Consider the following 19,378-nt stretch of genomic DNA (forward strand, 5'->3'; position numbering starts at 1 on the left):
AAGTCGAGGGATCCTATCTTCGGGTTTTCCAGACCCGATCGCTGAAATGCCAGCGACCCACAAAGCCTACCCATTTCCCGTCCGACCCAACAACCGACAGAACTCGTCGGAATCCTTCCCCAAAATCAGCGCGTCTGTAGGACCGTGAAATCAGTTCGCCAGCCGGATCCCGCCCAGATTCCCACTCAAATCATAAGCCGCCAGTTCCGCCTGATGCGCCGCCAGTATCTCCGGCAACGATCCGCGCAAGTACTCGACCCACGTCTTGATCTTTGCGTCCAGATATTGCCGCGAAGGGTAAATCGCATACAGGTTCAGTTCCTGCGAGCGGTAGTTCGGCATCACCCGCACCAGCGAGCCATTGCGCAATCCTTCAATCGCCGCATACACCGGCAACACGCCAACGCCCATGCCACTGGTGATCGCGGTCTTCATCGCGTCCGCCGAGTTCACCAGAAACGGTGAGCTATTGATGGTCACGGTCTCCTGTCCTTCCGGACCGTCGAAGGCCCATTTTTCCAGCGGGATCACCGGGCTCACAAGTCGCAGGCACATGTGGTTCAGCAAATCGCTGGGCTTCTGTGCGCAGCCGTTGGCTTTTACGTACGCCGGCGAGGCGCAGACGATGCTGTAGGTGATACCCAGACGCTGGGACACGAAGCCAGAATCCGGCAGTTCGCGGGCGAGCACGATGGACACGTCGTAGCCCTCATCCAGCAAGTCCGGCACGCGGTTGGCCATGGTCAGGTCGAAGGTTACGTCCGGGTGCGTTTTGCGATAACGGGCGATGGCGTCGATCACGAAGTGCTGACCGATGCCGGTCATGGTGTGCACCTTGAGCTGCCCGGCCGGTCGCGCATGGGCGTCGCTGGCCTCGGCTTCGGCTTCTTCGACGTAGGCCAGGATCTGCTCGCAGCGCAATAGATAGCGCTTGCCGGCCTCGGTCAGGGCGATGCGGCGGGTGGTGCGGTTGAGCAGGCGGGTTTGCAGGTGGGCTTCCAGGTTGGAGACCGCGCGCGAGACGTTGGCGGTGGTGGTGTCCAGTTGCACGGCGGCGGCGGTGAAACTGCCGGCCTCGGCCACGTAACTGAAGGCGCGCATGTTTTGCAAAGTGTCCATGGGGTGCTCTCGAGGGCGATGGCAAATTGTGACACGAAGTTACGGGGGCGGTGACCCCGACGAAGGGATTATCGCGTTAACGGTAACAAAGATTCACAAGAATCCCGGCTTATCGCCAACCAGACCCACCCCTAGAATTGCGCCACTGTAGGAGCCGGGCTTTTGTGGCGAGGGGGCTTGTCGGAACGCCGCACCGCCCCGTTCGGCTGCGAAGCAGTCGTCAACCGGTCACCGCATTCTGATTGAAGAACGCGGTGACCGGTTTTAGGGTTGCTTCGCAACCCAACGGGGGCAAGCCCCCTCGCCACAAAGCCCGGCTCCTACAGGATTTTGTACTTCCCCTACTTCAGGAAATCGCAGCAGTGCCGCGTCGCATCAGCAGAGCGCTTCAGACGCTCAGTGTTTTGGCTTTAACCCTGGCAATCAGCGGCTGCATCGGAACTGGAGGTATTGCCCCGCAGGGCAAGGCACTGGAGGCCGATTCACTGGCCACCGACGAAGCCATTCAAAACGCGGCGCAGGACGCGCACTGGCCCACCGCACACTGGTGGCAGGTCTATGGCGACCCGCAACTGAACCGCTGGATCGACCTCGCCGTGCAAGGCAGCCCGAGCATGGCCATGGCGGCAGCGCGGGTTCGTCAGGCCAAATCCATGGCCGGTATTGCCGAGTCCGCCGAGTCGCTGCAGGTGAATGGCGAAGCAACCCTCAAACGCCACAACTGGCCGACCGATCAGTTCTACGGGCCGGGTGAGCTGGCCAACACGACCACGTGGGACAACAACGCCGCACTGGGCTTCAGCTATGCGCTCGACCTCTGGGGCCGTGAAAGCAATGCGACTGAGCGCGCCGTGGACATGGCACACATGAGCGCCGCCGAAGCGCGCCTGGCGCAGCTCGAATTGCAGAACAACATCGTGCGCGCCTACATCGAACTGTCGCTGCATTACGCGCAACGCGACATCGTCGAAGCGACGCTTAAGCAGCAACAGCAGATTCTCGACCTCGCACAGAAGCGTCTGGACGGAGGCATCGGTACGCACTTTGAAGTGAGTCAGGCACAAACACCGTTGCCGGAAACCCATCGCCAAATCGATGCGCTGGACGAAGAAATCGCGCTGAGCCGCAACCAGCTCGCGGCCCTCGCAGGTTTTGGTCCGGGGGAGGGCGCGCAGTTGCAGCGGCCAACGCTGTCGCTGGGCGCGGCGCTGAAATTGCCGTCGTCGTTGCCCGCGCAATTGCTCGGTCAACGCCCGGACGTGGTTGCCAGTCGCTGGCAAGTGGCGGCTCAGGCGCGGGGCATTGATGTCGCCCACGCCGGTTTTTATCCCAACGTCGATCTGGTCGGCAGCCTCGGCTACATGGCCACGGGCGGCGGGGCGCTGGAGTTTTTGACCGGCAAGAAACTCAACTACAGCGTCGGCCCGGCGATCTCGTTGCCGATTTTCGACGGCGGGCGTTTGCGCTCGGAGTTGGGTGAAGCGTCGGCGGGGTATGACATTGCCGTGGCCAAATACAACCAGACGCTGGTCAACGCGCTGAAAAGCATCTCCGACCAGTTGATCCGCCGGGAGTCCATGGACAAGCAGCAAGTCTTCGCCGCTGAGTCGGTGGCCACCGCGCAGAAGACTTACGACATCGCGATGATTGCGTATCAGCGTGGGCTCACGGACTACCTCAACGTACTTAACGCGCAGACGTTGCTGTTTAAGCAGCAGCAGGTTCAGCAGCAGGTGCAGGCGGCGAGGCTCAGTGCTCATGCCGAATTGGTGACGGCGCTCGGTGGTGGGCTCGAAGCGGGCAACGATGTACCGAAAGACAGCCAGACCGCTGCACCGAAAACCCCGGTGCTTCTTCAGACCATCGCAAATTGAACACGGACCCTGTAGGAGCCGAGCTTGCTCGCGATAGCGGAGTGTCAGTCGATGCTTGTGTTGCCTGATACGCCGCTATCGCGAGCAAGCTCGGCTCCTACAGGGTCTAGGTCTCCCACGGGTTCAAGTCTCCACGGACATTTTCCAGGCAGGATTTCATGACTCCCTTGCCCGCACCTTTGCGCTGGCTGTATTCCCTTGAATGGCGCCGGGGTTTCTTCGACTGGGCACGCAGCGATGGCGTGACCTGGGTTTACATCTTCAAGGTGTTGTTCGCGGCGTTCCTGACGTTGTGGCTGGCGATGCGTCTGGAATTGCCGCAACCGCGCACGGCGATGATCACCGTGTTCATTGTCATGCAGCCGCAAAGCGGTCAGGTGTTTGCCAAGAGTTTTTACCGCTTTCTCGGCACCTTGACCGGCTCGGCAGTGATGGTTGCGCTGATTGCCTTGTTCGCTCAGAACACTGAACTGTTCCTCGGCTCGCTGGCGATTTGGGTCGGAATTTGCTCGGCCGGTGCCGCGCGGTGTCGCAACTTTCGTGCGTACGGTTTCGTGTTGGCCGGGTACACCGCCGCGATGGTCGGTTTGCCCGCATTGGCGCACCCCGACGGCGCTTTCATGGCGGCGGTCTGGCGAGTGTTGGAAATCTCCCTCGGCATTCTCTGCTCGACGTTGGTCAGTGCCGCCATCCTGCCGCAAACCGCCAGCGCCGCGATGCGCAATGCCTTGTACCAGCGATTTGGCGTGTTCGCGTTGTTCGTGACCGATGGTTTGCGCGGTCGTAGCAAGCGGGACGCGTTTGAAGCCAGCAACGTGCGCTTCATCGCCGAAGCGGTGGGGCTGGAAGGGCTACGTAGCGTCACCGTTTTTGAAGACCCGCACATGCGTCGGCGCAACGGTCGGCTCAATCGTTTGAACAGCGAGTTCATGGGCATCACCACGCGATTCAACGCCTTGCATCAGTTGCTCGAACGCTTGGACAGCAGCGGGGCGGATCACGTGGTCGCGGCAATCAAACCGGGTTTGCAAGACCTGGCAGAAGTGCTCGACGGTTTCAGCGGTCGGGCCCTGACCCACGCGGATGCGGCACGATTGGTTATCGAGTTGAGCGCTTACAAAGAAGGTTTGCCAGCGCGGGTTCGAAGCCTGCGCACGATCTTTCAAGAGAGCCATCCCAGCGACGCCGAGCAACTCGATTTCCACACCGCCTACGAGCTGCTCTATCGCTTCGTCGACGACTTGCACAGTTATGCACAGACTCACGCGTCCTTGGCCGATCACACCCATGCGCGCGAGCAATGGGACGAGCCGTTTACCCCGCAAACCAACTGGATGGCCTCGGCGGCGTCAGGGATTCGCGCGGCGTTCATTCTGGTGGTGCTCGGCAGCTATTGGGTGGCGACGGCGTGGCCGAGCGGGGCGACGATGACCTTGATTGCCGCCGCCACCGTCGGCCTTTCAGCCGCAACGCCGAATCCGAAACGCATGGCATTTCAGATGGCCTGCGGGACGTTTCTTGGCGCACTGATCGGCTTCGTCGAGATGTTTTTCATCTTCCCGTGGATCGACGGTTTCCCGTTGCTGTGCGTGATGCTCGCACCGGTGATCGTGCTCGGCTCGTTCCTCACGTCGCGACCGCAATACGCCGGTGTCGGTCTCGGCTTGCTGATCTTCTTCAGCACCGGTTCGGTGCCGGACAACCTCACGGTCTACAACCCTTACGCCTTCATCAACGACTACATCGCCATGGTGCTCGGCATGCTGGTCTGCGCGGCGGCCGGGGCAATCATTCTGCCGCCGAACAGCCGCTGGTTGTGGCGTCGGCTGGAGCAGGACCTGCGCGGGCAAGTGGTGTATGCGATCAGCGGCAAACTCAAGGGGTTGGCGTCGAGTTTTGAGAGCCGCACGCGGGACTTGCTGCATCAGGCTTATGGCTTGGCCGCTGGTCAGCCGCAGGTGCAGCGAGACTTGCTGCGCTGGATGTTTGTGGTGCTGGAAGTCGGCCACGCGATCATCGAGTTGCGTAAGGAGCAGGCGATTCTCCCGGTGCATCCGGCCTATGCCGAATCGCAGCCGTGGCGCCAGGCAATCCGCGTGATGGGCCGTTCACTGATGCGGCTGTTCCTGCAACCGAGCCAGAGCAATCTGGAGCGCAGTCTGATCGCGGTCGACCATGCGATCAGCCGCGTGCAAGCCACCGACGAACCTTTCGCGCCGCACTTCGACACCTCGGCATTGCGCCGGGTGAAGAGCTACCTGCACTTCATTCGCACCTCGTTGCTGGACCCGCAATCGCCACTCGCGACCTACACCAAGCCCCAAGGACTTGAACATGCCTCGTGAAATCGCCTTCCACGGCGTGTACATGCCAACCATGACCCTGATGTTTTTCATCGCCGCCGCACTGGCCTGGGCGCTGGACCGGTTTCTGTCCGGGTTCGATCTGTACCGCTTCTTCTGGCACCCGGCGCTGCTGCGCCTGAGTCTGTTTACCTGTCTGTTCGGCGCGTTGGCGCTGACCGTTTACCGTTGACTCTCTATCTTTGACTCTCTATCTCTGACTCTCTATCTCTGAAGAAGGCCCTGATGAAAAAGCTTTTCAGCCTGCTCGCGACCCTGCTGGTGCTGGCTCTCGCAATATGGATCGGCCGGACCCTGTGGGTGCATTACATGGACACCCCGTGGACCCGCGACGGCCGGGTGCGCGCCGACATCATCAACGTCGCCGCCGACGTCACCGGGGAAGTGGTGGAAGTGCCGGTGCGCGACAACCAGCAGGTGAAGAAGGGCGACTTGCTGATGCAGATCGACCCGGAGCACTACCGCATTGCGGTCAAACAGGCGCAGGCGCTGGTGGCTTCACGCAAGTCGACCTGGGAGATGCGCAAGGTCAACGCCCGTCGCCGCGCCGACATGGACAACCTGGTGATCTCCCGGGAAAACCGTGACGACGCCAGCAACATTGCCGACTCGGCACTGGCTGATTATCAGCATGCACAAGCGCAACTCGAAGCCGCTGAACTGAACTTGAAACGCACCGAAGTCCGCGCCGCGGTAGACGGTTACGTGACCAACCTCAACGTCCATCGCGGCGACTACGCACGCATCGGCGAAGCGAAGATGGCCGTGGTCGATATGAACTCGTTCTGGGTATACGGCTTCTTCGAAGAAACCAAACTGCCGCATGTTCGGGTGGGCGACAAGGCCGACATGCAATTGATGAGCGGCGAAGTGCTGAAGGGGCATGTGGAGAGTATTTCTCGCGGCATCTACGACCGGGATAACCCGGAAAGTCGCGAGCTGATTGCCGATGTGAACCCGACGTTTAACTGGGTGCGTTTGGCGCAGCGAGTGCCGGTGCGGATTCACATTGATGAAGTGCCGGAGGGGGTGCTGTTGGCGGCGGGGATTACTTGTACGGTGGTGGTTAACTAGCCGTTAGACCGAGTCGCGGCCTTCGCGAGCAAGCTTGCTCCTACATCAGATCTGCTGTGAACACCGAAGATGTGATCGACGCAGATCAAGTGTAGGAGCAAGCTTGCTCGCGAATGGAGCGACTCGGTTTCATGCCTTGCAAAACGTCTCATGCAAGTGCCGCCAAATAATCCCGCCATCGGCGTCCTTCTCAAACACCACCGTCGAACGCCGATCCGAATGCAGCCCGGTGGCATCGGTCTGCTGCTCGCGATAACTCACTACCGCGCCACCGTCGTACAGCGCAACACCGCGCAATTCGCTGAGCTCGATCCTGAACCCGAGCTTCTTCCCGCCCGCCATCTGAAACAACTCGCTCAACGCCTCGAAATCCAGCACCCGGCCCAACGGAGAGACCATGGAAAACTGTGGCGAAAATCGGGTCAGCAGTTGTTCAAGCGCGGACGTGTCTTGCTCTTCGGCCAGCCATTGCTCGATGGCGATGTGGGCCTGGATGACTTCGTCGAAGTAGTCGGTGTAGTCGGTCATGGAAGTGTGTCCTGAAATATTTCGGTGTCTGTTCTGACGCCTTCGCGAGCAGGCTCACTCCTACAAGGTTCTGTTGGGTGGCATAGATAGTATTCACACCCAAGATCCCTGTAGGAGTGAGCCAGCTCGCGATGGTGTCGACTAGGTCTCAGAGCTGCCCACGCAACCCGAACCGCCTCATCAACCCCATCTCCAACAACCCTTTGGGCAACAACCCCGCCAACAACGGCAACGCCCGGCTGCCATTGCCCAATCGAATCAAACGCGGTGGTTTGCTCTGCTGCACAGCCTTGAGCAAACCCTCTGCAAACTCCCTGGCCGGTGTCGGTTTGTCCTGCGAAGCCTTGGCCCGCGCACGAATGCCTTCGCGCAGTGGAAACCACGGCGATTGTTCGGTGATCAATTGTTCTGCCTCATGCCCGGCATTTTTAGCGAAGCTGGATTCGATGGCGCCCGGCTGGACTTCCATCACGCGGATTCCGAACGGTGCCAGCTCCATGCGTAACGCATCGCTCAACGCATGAACGGCGGCTTTTGAAGCGCAGTAGGCGCCGGCGAACGGCGTGACCAAAATCCCTGAAACGCTGCCGATGTTCACCACCAATCCCTTGGCGCGACGCAGCACCGGAAACAGCGCGCGGGTGACGCCGACTATCGCAAACACATTGGTTTCGAACTGCCGCTGCATGGCCGCAACACCGCCGTCGAGCAGCGGGCCCATGGCGCCATAACCGGCGTTGTTGATCAGCACGTCGAGGCCGCCATGTTGCAAGTTGATCTGTTCACTCAACTGTTCGAGGGCCGCGCTGTCATTGACGTCCAGTTGCACGGCGGTAAAACCGGCGGCGGCTAATGCGGCCACGTCTTCAGCTTTGCGGGCGCTGGCCCAGACCTCGTATCCGGCATTTTTGAACACATCTGCGAGGGCGCGGCCAATGCCGCTGGAGCAACCGGTAATCAACGCAACGGGCATGGCGCGGTCCTTGTGCAACAAAAAGAAGGGGATCAGTCGGAAAAACTACCCTGCAATCGCTCGGCGCGAAACTCCAGGGTTTGTGGGCGGTAGCCAGGGCGCAGCGGCGGCAGTGGCAAACAGTCTTCCCAATTGCCGCCGGCCTGCAATTCGCCGGGGCCACGATAACGCGGGGCGTCGTACTGGTTGTCGGCCAGATTGACCGTATCACCCGGTGCATACGCCGCGATGCGCCAGCGCAGTTCGGTCAGCGGCACGTTATTGCCATTGTTCATTTTCAGTTGCAAAGGGCGGTCCGCCGGGCACTGCTCCGGCGCATAGGTAATGCGCAGCTCCAGGCGTGCGAGTTGCTTGATCTCGCGGTTGTCCAGCCAGATCACCCACGTGGCCACAAGCCCCAAACCGACTGCGGCCGCCACAGAAACGGGAAACGCCTTTGCCGGGTAGCGCAGCAGCAAAATCAGCCAGGTAATGACCAGCAGGACGCCGATGAACATGCTTGAACGCTCCTTGAACTCATGACCACCATCCTACCGAACGGCTGTGGGAATGGACATTCTTGGTTCAGGTCTGTTGCCGTTGGTCGGTACTGTAATTTCTGACAGTAGACCGTCATTGCCTCGAACGGTTAGATAACCGTTGGCTTACAGGGACGCGCTGGCATGCATTACAAAACCCCCACACTGTCCGTCGTCGATCCGCGAGAGTTGCCAATCCGTTCGATTGATTATTGGCGCGAGGTTGAAGGCGAACGGACTCAGGCCCGCATTAACCGTACCCTCCACAATGCCGCCGGGCACGCCGTCAAACAGTGGGACCCACGGCTTTGGTTGCTACAGGACCAAGATCCGCTGGCGCCCGCCAACCTTGTCACCGTGCATTCGCTGTCCGGTGAGGCGTTGCGCACGATCAGTGTCGATGCCGGATGGCGACTCAGCCTGCCGGGACTGGGCCATGAGATTTTGCACGGATGGGATGGCCGCGATACCCAACGCGAAATCTTCTACGACGCCTTGCTTCGTCCCGTTTCGGTGTTTGAACAGGGGAGGGCGGAGCCACGCCGTTGTGTTGAACGCATGACGTATGGCGGGCCCGACCAAGACCTGCGGAACCTGTGCGGTCAATTGATTCGTCATGATGATCCGGCGGGAACCGTGTTGTTTGAGTCATTTTCGGTCATCGGTCAATGCCTCGAACAAATCCGTCACTTCACACTGGACCTTGTTGCGCCTGATTGGCCGGAGGCGGAGGCCGAACGCCAGCGATTACTGGAACCCGGCGCGGGCGCGAACTCCACGTGGCGCTACGGTCCGCAGGGTGTTGTGTTGGAAACGGTCGATGCCAGGAAAAACCACCAGACCTTCAACTACACGCAAGATGGGCGGCTGCGCCTCAGCGCGTTGAAATTGGCAAACCAGACATCCTGGCAAAAGCTCGTCAGTGGAATTGAGTACAACGCCGAGGGGCAAGTCGAACGGGAAGTCGCGGGCAGCGGGGTGCAGACGAGTCTGAAATACCGGCCTGAAGACAGTCGTCTGCTGGAGCGACGGGCGTACAGCGATGGGGCCGGATTGCTGCAATATCTGATTTACCGTTATGACCGAATGGGCAATGTGCTGAGCATCGAAGACAAGGCGATGCCGGTGCGGTACTTCAACAATCAACGCATCGAACCCGTCAGTCGATTTATCTACGACAGTCTTTATCAATTGATCGCGGCATCTGGCTGGGAGGCGGGTGGCCCGATTCAGGGCCCGGAGTCAGTCGGTCGTAATGACCCGGCGGCACTCAGCAACTACCGCCAGACTTATCGCTATGACACGGGCGGCAATCTGCTGAAGCTGACGCACAGTGGCGCGCAAAGTCCAGGGCGTGAACTGAAGGCCGCACAGTTCAGCAATCGCTGTCTGCCGTGGCGTAACAGCGTGCCACCGACCGAAGCGGAAATCGCTGCCGCGTTCGATGCCAACGGCAATTTACTGGAGCTCGATCAGGGGCGTCTTTTGACGTGGGATCTGCGCAATCAATTGCAGTCGGTCAGCCCGGTTGTGCGCGCCTCAGGGGTCAATGACCAGGAGGCCTACTTTTACGATGGGACCGGTCAGCGGGTACGTAAAATTCGCTCGTTGCGGATCCGCGCCCGGACGGTAGTGGCGCAGGTGCGTTACTTGCCGGGGCTGGAAATTCGCACCGACAGTGGCACTGGGGAGGTGCTGCAAGTCATTACCGTGGAGGCCGGGCTCAACACTGTGCGGGTGTTGCATTGGGAGAGCGTTCCGCGGTCAGGGGTCAACGACCAATATCGGTTCAACCTGGTCGATCACCTGAACTCCTGCACCCTGGAACTGGCCATTGACGCGCAAATCATCAGCCAGGAAGTCTTTTATCCTTTCGGCCAGACCGCGTGGTATGCCGGCCCGGATGTGATTGACGTCGACTATAAAACCGTTCGCTATTCGGGAAAGGAGCAGGATGCAACGGGGCTCTACTACTTTGGCCTGCGTTATTACATCCCGTGGTTGTTCCGTTGGCTCAATCCTGATCCCAAAGGGTTTGTTGATGGGCCGAACGTTTATCAAATGGTCGCAAACTCCCCCATGACGTATGTCGATAGCGACGGTGGCGAGTTGACTGAAGCTTCGGAGCTGAACGACAGCCTGGATAAACAAAACGCTCTGTTGTCATCGGTTGCGGACGGAGCCGGTGACTTCAAGAATTCGCTGCTCAATCACGCCTATGCGCAACATCGGTTTAAAGCCTTGGGTCGACGTGTAGCAACTCAACTTGCCAGTAGTGCTACCAGCGCCGCCGGTACGGCGGCGGGGGCCGAGGCCGGCGGTGCCATTGGTGGGTTGGCAGGTCCTGTGGTTGGCGCTTTGGGACGAAAAGCGGGGGCGGCTATCGGCGCCAAGGCGGCAAATGCTCTGATTTCCAAGGTGGTGGACACCTTTCGACTGGAGCGGCCGATCAACTTCAAGGGCAATGAAATGAACCCGAAATCATTCATTGAGGGCGTTGAACCGAAAAAGAAAACCAACCTCCAGGCGGTAAAATTTCAGCTATCGGCAATAGACCCGCGAACACAGGAGGGGCGAACTCAGCTGGGGAGGAAAGCCGCTACCGCCATTGTCGAGAAAATTGTCGAAACGGTCGCCAGCAAGCTGGGATCGGAGGCGCAAGGGCTGATTAATACGGGGCGCGATTTTTACAAAGCCTCTCAAGGACTGAATGCCGCGTCGCTTAGCGAGGTTTTCGACGATACGCCAGCGGTGATCGATATGCTGGAGTTCAGAATGCAGGCGATCAAGACTGAATTCGCCGAATCCGGTAGCTCGAACCCGGAAACCTTTGAGCGAATTTCCGATCTTTCGACGCAGACAGGGGCGATGGTTCAGCAGTTGAATAGAAACCAGGACTTGATGGGGCTTCTCGCGCCTAAACCTTATGCGGGTAGACGGCAATCGCTCAATGGACGGTCCGGCTCAGCTCCGGCTCGGCGGTAGTCACAAGGCTGGCACCCATAAAAAAGCCCCCGCCCAACCCACTGCGGATAGGGAACGCAGCGGGCTGGACGGGGGCTTCTTGTGTTACCGATCAATCACTGGGCGATGGTTTTCACCGACACGCCGCGCTCGATCGGGGTTGAGCGACCGTAGATATCTTCAAACCGCTCGATATCGTCTTCACCCAGGTAGCTGCCCGATTGCACTTCGATGATCTCGAGTGGAATCTTGCCCGGGTTGCGCAAACGGTGGACCGAAGCAATCGGGATGTAGGTCGACTGGTTTTCGCAGAGCAGGAACACGTTGTCGTCGCAGGTCACTTCGGCGGTGCCGCTGACCACGATCCAGTGTTCGGCGCGGTGGTGGTGCATTTGCAGCGACAGGCACGCGCCCGGTTTGACCGAGATGTGCTTGACCTGGAAGCGGCCGCCCATGTCTACCGAGTCGTAGGAACCCCACGGACGATAGACTTCGCAGTGGTTCTGGGTTTCGCTGCGGCCCAGTTCGTTGAGGGTGTTGACCATCTGTTTCACACCTTGGACCTTGTCCTTGTGCGCAATCATCATGGCGTCTTTGGTTTCGACGACCACGATGTTTTCCAGGCCGATCACCGACACGAGTTTGCCGTTGCCGTGGATCATGCAGTTTTTGCTGTCCTGAATGACCACGTCGCCTTTGGTGACGTTGCCGTTGGCGTCTTTTTCGTTCACTTCCCACAGTGACGACCAGCAACCAACATCGCTCCAGCCGGCGGTCAGCGGTACGACGCAGGCGCGCTGGGTTTTTTCCATCACCGAGTAGTCGATGGAATTGTCCGGGCAGCAGGCGAAGGTGGCTTCGTCGAGGGTGATGGTGTCGTTGTCGTGTACGCTGCGCTCAAGGGTCAGCAGGCAGGTGTCGTAGATGTCCGGGTCGTGCTTTTTCAGTTCTTCGAGGAAGCGGCTGGCGCGGAACAGGAACATGCCGCTGTTCCAGAAGTAACCGCCGGACGCGACGAACTCGGTGGCGCGTTTGACATCCGGTTTTTCGACGAAGTGCGAGACGCGGCTGACGCCTTCCGGCAGCAGCGAATCATTGGTCGATTTGATGTAGCCATAACCGGTTTCCGGTTTGGTGGCCGGGACGCCGAACAACACCATTTCGCCGTTTTCGGCAGCGACGGTGGCCAGGGCCAGGGCGCGTTGCAGGGCTTTCTGGTCTTCCAGCACGTGGTCGGCCGGCAACACCAGCATCAGCTCGTCGCGACCTTCATTGACCAGCATCATCGCGGTCAACGCCACGGCCGGCGCGGTGTTGCGCCCGAAGGGTTCCATCAGGATGCGCTGGGCTTCCAGTTTGCGGTTGCTCAGCTGCTCGTTGACGATAAAGCGGTGGTCCTTGTTGCACACCACAATCGGCGTGTCCATGCCTTCGAACACCAGGCGTTCCAGGGTTTGCTGGAACAGCGTGTGTTCGCCGGTCAGGGCAAGGAATTGCTTAGGGAATTGCTTACGCGAAAGCGGCCAAAGACGTGAGCCGCTACCACCTGACAAGATCACCGGAATCATGTTGTTACTCCTTTAAAATCGATTGGTTAGAGCTACGAACGTTCTGTCGTTTCACTCTTGTTCTTATTCCGTATCCCGACTGACACCTCGGTCCCTTGTAGGAGCCTGGCTTGCCAGCGATGGCGGTCTCAAGGGCCTCATCGCCGGCAAGCCGTGCTCCTACAGGGCACGTGTCAGTCAGGCAAATTGGTTAGCGTGTCGAAACCGGGCGTTTTACCCAGACTGGCGACAGGCTGCTGCCGTTGCCGGTGACGTACAGCACGGCCGCTTCACCGCGTTCCAGGGCAACCGGTTTGACGTCGCCGACTTTCTTGTCACCTTCAAACAGCGCCAGGCTGACTTTCACCGGGTTGATTTCACGCTCGCCACGGCCCTTGGCGGCCACGCTCGGTACCACGTCGGTCTTGCCGTCAGCGGTTTTCAGGGTCAGGGACTTGTCGCTCAGGTTCTGCAGACGCACCAGGGACTTCTGCTTGTTCTTGAACGGCGGCTCTTCGATCAGTTGCGGTGCGCCGCTGGCGTTGTTGACCAGGGTGTAATAGTGGTCACCGGCCAGTTTCACCGGCAGGGTCTGGCTGCCGACCTTGGCGCTGTAATCGCCGCCCGGCATGAAGCTGAAGTCGGTGCTGGACAGCGGCGCAACTTCGCTCAGGTTGGTGCTGCCGACAGTGGCGCTGACTTCAGCGTTGCCGGCGTTGTAGACACGCACGAAACTCGAACCTTTCGGTGCAGTCGGGCCGTAGAGTGCGGCATCGCCAGCGGCGAAGGCGTGCATCGACAGAACGCTCATGCCTGCAACGAGTGCAAAGGTCTTGGCGAGACGGCGAGGAGTTGTAGTGAAAGTCATGGAAGTACCTCTCTCTTTCAGTTTTGCGCCCGGTCGGGCGTCTCGGATTTAGTGTTTGCGGCTACGTTTTGTTGGCGGGCGCCGGCTTCTTTGAGCTCTGCGACCCACTGCGGGTCGGCGTCGCCGATTTCGTTGTTCACAGGCAGATAACGTTCAGGAAACTCCCAGATCAGCACCTGTGGCGGGCTGTTCTTGAAAGCATCGCTTTTCAGGTAGCTGAGCATCGGCAGAATCGGGCCGTGGCCGTCTTCGGCGTAATTGACCACGTCGCTGTGCAGCGCTTGTTTCAGCGCACCGACGAAGTTCCAGTTCGGGTTGGCGCTGTAGCTGGTGCCGATCAGGGCCACCGGCACTTCAGTGTTGGCGAACAGCGCGTCGTCACCGGCCGGCTGATCTTCAGCTGCCACGGTGTTGCGTTTTTGCAGGGGTTCTGGCGCCGGCATCAGGTTTTCGAACAGTGGGTCCAGCGGCAGGAACAAGCGCAGGTCGCCCTTGTGCGTGATTTTTTCCGCAGGTTCGGTGACGAAATTTTGCGGCTCGCCGCTCAGCGGGAGTTTGTCGGCGATGGTGCTGGCCAGGGCCTCGGCGGCGATTTGCGCACCTTCCGGGGTCCAGTGAGTGTCGGTGCGCAGGAATACTTGCTGACCGTTCTGTTTGGCCTTTTGCAACGGGCCGAGCAGGTCGGGGGCGAGGATCTTGTTGGCCGCCACACGGGCGTGGAAGTCCTGATAGAGGTTGGCGTGAATGCTCGAAGGCTTCACCTCACCCAAGTGTTCCGGGTACAGACGGGTCTTGGCTGGCACGATGGCCATCACCAGTTGCACACCTTGCGCCTTCAGGGTCTGGCGCACGCCTTCGACCAGCGCGTAGTTGCCTTGCAGGTTCAGCTCTTCGTTGACGATCGGGTTGAACTCTTCATCGCTGTAGAGCCACTGATCGCGACCGAGCACAACGCCCGGTCGACCTTCGTTGAACAGTTTGAAATCCAGCGCGGCCCAGAGGTTGGTGCCCAGGCGCTTGATCGGAAACTCGTCGTCGTAGTGCGTCTCCACGGCTTTGGTCCAGCGGCCGTTGAGCACCGTCGCGTCGGCGTTGGTGCTGAAGCCGAAGAAGCTGCGCGTGGACCACAGGCCCAGTGCCAACAAGGTCAGCAGGAACAGGGCGATGTAGAAGATGCGTAATGAGCGGGTCATGGTCAGATCCCTCAGAACTGGAAGTAAAGGAACGGCGAAAAGCTTTGCGCCGAGAGTTTGAAAATCGAAGCGATGAACAGCACCAGTACCAGCGTGCGCATCACGTAACGCGGCCAGTCAGCGGTCCAGTAAGCCGGTTGTACGGTCGCTTCAACGCCGACGGTGTAACCCGGTTGGTGGATGCTGGCCGGGTTATCGCCCGGTACGGCTTTGATCATTCCAGGGGTCGCAGTGGCGGGGCCATCGGCCTCGACGTTGACGGCAGGCTTGGTCTTCTCAGGCGGACGGTTGGTGTAGAAATCACGGATACCGAAGAACGCCAGCGTCACGTAAGCCACCACCAGGGTTGCCACTTGCAGGCCGGTGAGGCTGGCCTGATTCAGTTCCGACAGCGACCATTCGCTGAAGCTGAACATCGCGCCATACATACGGCCGGCGACGTGCAGGTTTTCTGCGCGGAAGATCACCCAGCCCATCACCACCAGCAGGAACGTCAGCGCCCAGCGGATCGGGTTGATGCTGCGCGGCGAGGTGTTTAGGCCCAGCGCTTTTTCAATCGCCAGCCACATGCCGTGCCACGCACCCCAGACGATGTAGGTGATGTTCGCGCCGTGCCACAGACCACCGAGCAGCATGGTCAGGAACAGGTTGCGATAGGTCATCAGCGTGCCTTTGCGGTTACCGCCCAGCGTGATGTACAGGTAGTCACGCAGCCAGGTGGAGAGGCTGATGTGCCAGCGCCGCCAGAACTCGGTAATCGACTGGCTGATGTACGGCTGTTTGAAGTTTTCCATGAAGCGGAAACCCATCATCAAGCCCAGGCCGATGGCCATGTCGCTGTAGCCGGAGAAGTCGAAATACAGTTGCGCGGTGTAGGCCAGTGCGCCAAGCCAGGCATCGCCCGTGGTCGGGTTTTGCAGGGCGAAGCAATGGTCGGCCACCACCGCGAGGGTATCGGCGATGAAGACTTTCTTGATGAAACCCTGCATGAACCGCGTGCAGCCCTCGGAGAATTTATCGAGGGTGTGGGTGCGGTTGTTGAACTGGTCGGCGAGGTCGCGGAAACGCAGAACCGGGCCGGCAATCAGGTGCGGGAAGATCGCCACGAACGCCGCAAAGTCGATCAGGTTGCGGGTCGCCGGGGTGTCACCGCGATAGACATCGATGATGTAGCTGATGGACTCGAAGATGTAGAACGAGATGCCGATCGGCAACAGCACGTGGGTCAGGATGAACGGCGACAGGCCGACCGACGTCATCATGGCGTTGATGCTGTCGACGCCGAAGTTGGCGTACTTGAAGTAGCCCAGGATGCACAGGTCGACGGCGACGCCGAGCAGCAGCCAGCGCTGGGCCGGTTTGGTGCGCACGCCTGCTGCACCGACTTTGAGGCCGATCCAGTAGTTCCACAGCGTGACGGCGGCGAACAGCGCCAGGAAGTCCACACGCCACCAGGCGTAGAACACGTAGCTGGCGATCAGCAGCAGCAGGTTGCGATAGCGTATTCCGCTCAAGTAGTACAAGCCGAGAAAGATCGGCAAGAACAGAAACAGGAACACGTTGGATGAAAATACCATCCCGATCTCTCCATGTTTAATGTGTAGGAGCTGGCTTGCCAGCGAAAGCGGTGTGTCAGTCACACCGAGTCATTCGCCAGCAAGCCGGCTCCTACAGGGTTAGCGGTGCGTCAGATACACCGTGTCATGCCATTCGCCAGCAAGCTGGCTCCTACAGGGTTAGCGGTGCGTCAGGTACACCGTGTCGTGCCATTTCAGGTCTTAGGAACCTTTGCCTTTTTCGTTGGCCGGGTCGTAGACCTTGGTCAGATCCCCGCCGAGGCGGAAGCTCTTGAACGGTTGCATCCCGTGCTTCTTCTGCAGTACATCCGGCGAGCAGGTGTAGAGCGTGCAGAACGGTTCCAGCCAGGCAAATTTCGAGTCGATCTTGAGGTCGGTCATGTCCTGTTCCTTGCCGTTCTTCTTCTCGAAGATGTCCGGGTCTTTAACCCCGGCCAGCACTTGATCGCCCAGGCGTTTCAGCGCGCCGTTGTTTTCCTGGCGCACGTCCACACCGTTGACCTGAGCAAAACTGGCGATCATCGCCAGTGGCGGCAGGGCGTAGTTGTGGTAGGCGAGGGCGCGTTGCTCGCGCTTGAGTTCGTTCGGCAGGAAACCTTGCGCGTCGACCTGGTTGGCGCCGACCTTGTATTCCTTCACGGCCCAGTCAAACAGGTCGCGGCGGTTGGTCGCGACCGACGTTGCCATCACCGACCAGGCGGCCCAGTACGAGTGGTTGTTGGTTTGCTCGAGCGGCAGGTTGTCCCAGTCGCTGACTACCTGATCGGCCATTTTGCTGAACCAGGCTTCGATCAACTGCGACTCTTGCTGATGGTTGGCCAGCGGATGCGAGTCGGAGAACTTCAGGCGGATATACGACGAAGCCATGCTGCCCAGCGCCCATTTGCGCATGGACTTGCCGGTGTGGTTGAAGTCCTTGGACATCAACGCATCGGCCTTGGCCCAGGCCGTCAGCCAATTCAATGTGCATTCGAGTTGTTCCGGGCGACCGTCACGCATGAACTGCATCACGCGCTTGCTGGTGCCGCGCTCGATTTTGGTGATGTCGGCAGTGCTTTCGCGAAAGGCTTTTTCCGATTGCTCGTTCAGGGTCGAACGGGCCTTGTCGGAGCCTTCGTATTTGCTGCGAAATTGCAGCGAGCCGGTGTACGGCGTCGGCATAGCATCACAGCCTTTGCTGTTGTCGCCGGTTTTGACTTTTTCGATCGGTGCGAAGTAACCCTGTGGCGGACGCAGGGGCGCGGCGGCCTGAGTGGCACCGGCGAACATCGCCAGCGTCAACAGCGATGGCGCGAGTAGATTTTTCAACGTTCGGTTTTGCATGGCAGACCTCATTGCCCGACCGAAGCAGTACGCTGCTCGGCACTCGGGAACACGTTGCGTTTGCAGATTTTCGCTTCGACTTTCTGCGGCGCGGCGCCTGCTTCAGGGCCCTGGACTTCGACGGCCAGCAGATTCTGCGAGGCCCAGTCTTCGTCCGTGCGCAACTCAAAGGCGAAACGCCCGTCGGTGTCGGAGGTTTCCGGTTTATCGATCTTGATGTCCTCGTGGCGACCGTTCATGTACCAGAGGGTGGCTTGCAGGGTTTTCACCGACGGATCGGCGAAGCGGATGTCGACCTGGTGGCTGCTGTTTTGCAGGTTCAGGTTCTTGCTGTTGACCATCAATTCGTTCTTGCCCGGTTTCAGCGTGGTGCTGCCGGACATCTGTGCATCCTTGCCTTCGCAACCGTTGTCCAGCAGCGCCATCATCTGGCGGTAGATGGTTTCCTGGTCGAGGCGATAGAGCGGCGAGAATTCCCAGATCAGAATCTTTGGCGGCTTGGTCTGGAACTCTTCGCTGCCCAGGTATTGCAGCATCGAACCTTCCAGGCCACCGCCGGGGAACGCCACGTTGAGGATGTCGGCGCCGATGGCCTCTTCGAGGAAACCGGAGAAGTTGTAGTTCTTGCCACTGTGGCTGGTGCCGACCAGGGTGATCTCCGGATTACCGGCGTCGCTGAACAGATCGCCGTCGGCGGCTTCGCCCTTGGGCTCGGTGGTGAATTGATCCATGTACTGGATCGCGTAGCTGGTGCCACAGAGTTGACCGGCCATGTTGTGTAACGTTCCGGTCTTGCCCATGCGACCTGACTTATGGGTCTCGAATTCACGTTTCGCAATGCCAGCAAACGCCGGGATCTGCTTGACCTTTTCCGCGACGATTTTCGCCGTGCGCTGGGCGCCATACGGCGTCCAGTGTTGGTCGCCACGGAAGTAGAAATCGTGGGCGGGCAGGGTGTCGGGCAGCGATTCGTTGGTCAGCGGCGACAGGTCCGGCACTACGTAACCCATGGCGGCGAAACGCCCGAGCATGGACTTATAGTTCTTCAGTGCCTTGTCGAAATCGTACTTGGCCTTTTCTTCCGGGTTGAGCTTGTTGCGGTTCACCAGGCCACGGGTCGGCTGGTAGACGACCACCAGTTCCACGCCTTTGCTCTTGAACGCATCGTGCAGTTCTTTCATGCGTTTGTAGCCGGCGGGGGTGGTGTCGAACTCGGTGCGCAAGTCTTCCTGGGTACGGAACAACCAATCGCCCTGAGCCTGGACCAGCGTGGTGAAGTTCTGCTGATAACGCGTGGTGTAATTCTTCGCGTCATGGGCTTCGGGGCACAGGTTGCAGCACGGTTCGGCGCTGAAGCTGGGAGCCTTGGCTTCATCGGCACGGACGCCGGCGCTGGCCGCGAGAATGCCGGCGGTCAGGGCCGACAGGCTGAGTAATTTGATCAAGTGTGGGTGCAT

15 protein-coding genes are annotated in these 19,378 nt (G+C 59.6%); 5 read left to right on the top strand and 10 right to left on the bottom strand.

The window, feature by feature from the left end:
* Nucleotides 1–150: 150 nt before the first annotated feature.
* Nucleotides 151–1,119 (bottom strand): LysR family transcriptional regulator, encoded by a 969-nt coding sequence (locus ACWGZX_RS19170; RefSeq protein ID WP_452625013.1) that lies wholly within the window; start codon nt 1,117–1,119, stop codon nt 151–153.
* A gap of 362 nt (nt 1,120–1,481) precedes the next feature.
* Here ACWGZX_RS19170 and ACWGZX_RS19175 point away from each other — a divergent pair, with 362 nt between their 5' ends.
* From ACWGZX_RS19175 to ACWGZX_RS19190, 4 genes are all read left to right on the top strand, one after another.
* Nucleotides 1,482–2,993 carry an efflux transporter outer membrane subunit gene (locus tag ACWGZX_RS19175; protein WP_452625014.1) on the top strand — a complete coding sequence of 504 codons (1,512 nt, stop codon included), beginning with the start codon at nt 1,482–1,484 and terminating at the stop codon, nt 2,991–2,993.
* 158 nt (nt 2,994–3,151) lie between these two features.
* On the top strand, nt 3,152–5,338 hold the full coding sequence (locus tag ACWGZX_RS19180) for an FUSC family protein (protein WP_452625015.1): 2,187 nt from the start codon (nt 3,152–3,154) through the stop codon (nt 5,336–5,338).
* Nucleotides 5,328–5,528 carry a DUF1656 domain-containing protein gene (locus tag ACWGZX_RS19185; RefSeq protein WP_007896379.1) on the top strand — a complete coding sequence of 67 codons (201 nt, stop codon included), beginning with the start codon at nt 5,328–5,330 and terminating at the stop codon, nt 5,526–5,528. The genes ACWGZX_RS19180 and ACWGZX_RS19185 overlap by 11 nt, the downstream gene beginning before the upstream one ends.
* A gap of 53 nt (nt 5,529–5,581) precedes the next feature.
* Nucleotides 5,582–6,430, top strand: a complete 849-nt coding sequence (locus tag ACWGZX_RS19190; protein ID WP_452625016.1) for an efflux RND transporter periplasmic adaptor subunit — start codon at nt 5,582–5,584, stop codon at nt 6,428–6,430.
* Between the two features lie 129 nt (nt 6,431–6,559).
* Here ACWGZX_RS19190 and ACWGZX_RS19195 read toward each other — a convergent pair whose 3' ends face one another.
* From ACWGZX_RS19195 to ACWGZX_RS19205, 3 genes are all read right to left on the bottom strand, one after another.
* Complete coding sequence (locus tag ACWGZX_RS19195) at nt 6,560–6,958, bottom strand: DUF4440 domain-containing protein (RefSeq protein ID WP_452625017.1); 399 nt, start codon at nt 6,956–6,958, stop codon at nt 6,560–6,562.
* 148 nt (nt 6,959–7,106) lie between these two features.
* Complete coding sequence (locus ACWGZX_RS19200) at nt 7,107–7,931, bottom strand: SDR family oxidoreductase (protein WP_452625018.1); 825 nt, start codon at nt 7,929–7,931, stop codon at nt 7,107–7,109.
* 32 nt (nt 7,932–7,963) lie between these two features.
* A complete protein-coding gene (locus ACWGZX_RS19205; RefSeq protein WP_452625019.1) occupies nt 7,964–8,428 on the bottom strand; it encodes a multidrug transporter in 465 nt (154 codons plus the stop codon).
* Nucleotides 8,429–8,593: 165 nt separating this feature from the next.
* Between ACWGZX_RS19205 and ACWGZX_RS19210 the strand changes: the two genes are divergently transcribed.
* Entirely contained in the window at nt 8,594–11,434 is a 2,841-nt protein-coding gene (locus ACWGZX_RS19210) for an RHS repeat domain-containing protein (RefSeq protein ID WP_452625020.1), read from the top strand.
* 95 nt (nt 11,435–11,529) lie between these two features.
* Here the strand turns inward: ACWGZX_RS19210 and ACWGZX_RS19215 are convergent, their stop codons facing one another.
* From ACWGZX_RS19215 to ACWGZX_RS19240, 6 genes are all read right to left on the bottom strand, one after another.
* Nucleotides 11,530–12,981, bottom strand: a complete 1,452-nt coding sequence (locus tag ACWGZX_RS19215; RefSeq protein WP_223516667.1) for a mannose-1-phosphate guanylyltransferase/mannose-6-phosphate isomerase — start codon at nt 12,979–12,981, stop codon at nt 11,530–11,532.
* A 190-nt stretch (nt 12,982–13,171) separates the two neighbouring features.
* Nucleotides 13,172–13,828: an alginate O-acetyltransferase AlgF gene (locus ACWGZX_RS19220; protein WP_452625021.1), complete on the bottom strand. Its 657-nt coding sequence runs from the start codon at nt 13,826–13,828 to the stop codon at nt 13,172–13,174.
* Between the two features lie 17 nt (nt 13,829–13,845).
* Nucleotides 13,846–15,021: an alginate O-acetyltransferase gene (locus ACWGZX_RS19225; RefSeq protein ID WP_452625022.1), complete on the bottom strand. Its 1,176-nt coding sequence runs from the start codon at nt 15,019–15,021 to the stop codon at nt 13,846–13,848.
* Nucleotides 15,022–15,032: 11 nt separating this feature from the next.
* On the bottom strand, nt 15,033–16,598 hold the full coding sequence (locus tag ACWGZX_RS19230; RefSeq protein WP_452625023.1) for an MBOAT family O-acyltransferase: 1,566 nt from the start codon (nt 16,596–16,598) through the stop codon (nt 15,033–15,035).
* A gap of 201 nt (nt 16,599–16,799) precedes the next feature.
* Complete coding sequence (locus ACWGZX_RS19235; protein WP_452625024.1) at nt 16,800–17,921, bottom strand: mannuronate-specific alginate lyase; 1,122 nt, start codon at nt 17,919–17,921, stop codon at nt 16,800–16,802.
* Nucleotides 17,922–17,929: 8 nt separating this feature from the next.
* Nucleotides 17,930–19,378, bottom strand: a complete 1,449-nt coding sequence (locus ACWGZX_RS19240; protein WP_452625025.1) for an alginate O-acetyltransferase — start codon at nt 19,376–19,378, stop codon at nt 17,930–17,932.

It is taken from the genome of Pseudomonas sp. CLCA07 (assembly GCF_053615335.1).

Excerpts from the sequence above, each read along its gene's own strand:
- ACWGZX_RS19170 (WP_452625013.1), bottom strand. The coding sequence starts at position 1,119 with ATGGACACTTTGCAAAACATGCGCGCCTTCAGTTACGTGGCCGAGGCC.
- ACWGZX_RS19180 (WP_452625015.1), top strand. The coding sequence starts at position 3,152 with ATGACTCCCTTGCCCGCACCTTTGCGCTGGCTGTATTCCCTTGAATGG.
- ACWGZX_RS19185 (WP_007896379.1), top strand. The coding sequence starts at position 5,328 with ATGCCTCGTGAAATCGCCTTCCACGGCGTGTACATGCCAACCATGACC.
- ACWGZX_RS19190 (WP_452625016.1), top strand. The coding sequence starts at position 5,582 with ATGAAAAAGCTTTTCAGCCTGCTCGCGACCCTGCTGGTGCTGGCTCTC.
- ACWGZX_RS19195 (WP_452625017.1), bottom strand. The coding sequence starts at position 6,958 with ATGACCGACTACACCGACTACTTCGACGAAGTCATCCAGGCCCACATC.
- ACWGZX_RS19200 (WP_452625018.1), bottom strand. The coding sequence starts at position 7,931 with ATGCCCGTTGCGTTGATTACCGGTTGCTCCAGCGGCATTGGCCGCGCC.
- ACWGZX_RS19205 (WP_452625019.1), bottom strand. The coding sequence starts at position 8,428 with ATGTTCATCGGCGTCCTGCTGGTCATTACCTGGCTGATTTTGCTGCTG.
- ACWGZX_RS19210 (WP_452625020.1), top strand. The coding sequence starts at position 8,594 with ATGCATTACAAAACCCCCACACTGTCCGTCGTCGATCCGCGAGAGTTG.
- ACWGZX_RS19215 (WP_223516667.1), bottom strand. The coding sequence starts at position 12,981 with ATGATTCCGGTGATCTTGTCAGGTGGTAGCGGCTCACGTCTTTGGCCG.
- ACWGZX_RS19220 (WP_452625021.1), bottom strand. The coding sequence starts at position 13,828 with ATGACTTTCACTACAACTCCTCGCCGTCTCGCCAAGACCTTTGCACTC.
- ACWGZX_RS19225 (WP_452625022.1), bottom strand. The coding sequence starts at position 15,021 with ATGACCCGCTCATTACGCATCTTCTACATCGCCCTGTTCCTGCTGACC.
- ACWGZX_RS19230 (WP_452625023.1), bottom strand. The coding sequence starts at position 16,598 with ATGGTATTTTCATCCAACGTGTTCCTGTTTCTGTTCTTGCCGATCTTT.
- ACWGZX_RS19235 (WP_452625024.1), bottom strand. The coding sequence starts at position 17,921 with ATGCAAAACCGAACGTTGAAAAATCTACTCGCGCCATCGCTGTTGACG.
- ACWGZX_RS19240 (WP_452625025.1), bottom strand. The coding sequence starts at position 19,378 with ATGCACCCACACTTGATCAAATTACTCAGCCTGTCGGCCCTGACCGCC.